The organism is Streptomyces pactum (assembly GCF_016031615.1).
In the GTDB taxonomy this organism is placed as follows: domain Bacteria; phylum Actinomycetota; class Actinomycetes; order Streptomycetales; family Streptomycetaceae; genus Streptomyces; species Streptomyces pactus.
This window is the reverse complement of record NZ_JACYXC010000025.1, coordinates 1-1,251: the sequence shown is the minus strand read 5'-3', so window position 1 is coordinate 1,251 and position 1,251 is coordinate 1. Positions and strand designations below refer to the sequence as shown.

General features: G+C 77.7%; 2 protein-coding genes. Both read right to left on the bottom strand.

Annotation, left to right across the window (positions count from 1 at the left end; translation table 11 throughout):
• Positions 1–422: 422 nt before the first annotated feature.
• Entirely contained in the window at positions 423–662 is a 240-nt protein-coding gene (locus IHE55_RS30470) for an antitoxin (RefSeq protein WP_197988279.1), read from the bottom strand.
• 250 nt (positions 663–912) lie between these two features.
• Positions 913–1,251 (bottom strand): antibiotic biosynthesis monooxygenase family protein (locus tag IHE55_RS30465; protein ID WP_197992642.1); only part of this gene is annotated, 339 nt, incomplete at its 5' end.

The following is a 1,251-nucleotide window of genomic DNA, read 5'->3' as shown; positions in this document are numbered from 1 at the left end:
CGTCCCGGCTTTCCGCACCGGGACCGCGGGTGGTCCGCCGCCGACCCCGGTTTCCGCGCCCGGTCCCGGTCCCCGATATCCCGTGCCCGGTCCCCGGTTCGGTTGCCCGCGCCTGCGCCCGGCGCCCCGCCCGGGTCCACGGGGTACGGAGCCGCTGCCGGGGGCACCGGGGTGCGGAACCACGGCCGCAACCACAGCCGGGACCACAGCCGCAACCGCAACCGCAGCCGGGCCGTCACCGTGCGCGCGGACCGGTCGTCCGTGGCGGTTCCGTCATGCGCGGCCGGATCGGGGCAGGTGACCGCCCGCGCTGCAGGCCCGGGGCAGGCGCCGGCCCGCGCGGCGGCCCCGTGGTGTCCGGCGGGCCTTGGTCCCGCGGCAGGCCGCCATCCCGGGCCGCCATCTCGCGGCGGGCCGGCGGGTCATGCGGCGGGGCCGCCGCCCCGGTCGTCGCCGGTGCCGCCGCCGTGCCGGCCTCCGCCCCCGTGACCGCCGAAGGACCGGCGGGCGCGGTCGGCGCCCTTGTCGATGTGGCCGGAGTACTTCCCGCCGGTGCGCCGGTCGGCCTCCTCGGACATCCGGTCGATGCCCCGGCCGGTCTGGTCCGGGTGCTCCCGGGCGGTGCCGCTGACCTTGTTCATGAGGTTCTTCATGCTGTCCATCAGGCCCATGGGAATCACTCTTCTCGGCTCGGACGAACCCCCTTCACAGGGTTCGCCGCCGGAAGGGGCCCGGCGATGCGGGCTACTCCGAACGGGTGATGGTGGAGTGCGGCCGCACGGGCGCGCGCCCCGGCGCCCCGGGCTGCTGCCGCACGGGCCCCCGCGCCCCCGCGCCGTGCCCGGCCGGGGGCCGGCGGGACGGGCCCGGGGACTTCGCGGAAGATTCCGGCCCCGCCCGCGCCGGATGGGGTCAGGACGTCTTCGGGGCCGCCTGCTGGACCACCTCGAACGACCACAGCGTGGAGTCCGTCGCGGCGGGCCGGGGGCGTGCGGCGCCCTCACCGGAGCCCTGCGCACCGCCCTCACCACCGCCCTGCGCACCGGCGTTCCCGCCGCCCTGGTGCGCGGCCTTCATGGGCCCCTCCATCCAGGCCCGGAAGTCCTCCTCGCTGCGCCAGCGGGTGTACACCAGGTACTGGTCGGTGCCCTCCACCGGGCGCAGCAGCTCGAACCACTCGAAGCCGTCGGAGTTCTCCACCGCCCCGGCCCGGGAGGCGAAGCGCTGCTCCAGGACCTCCCGCTGCTCGGC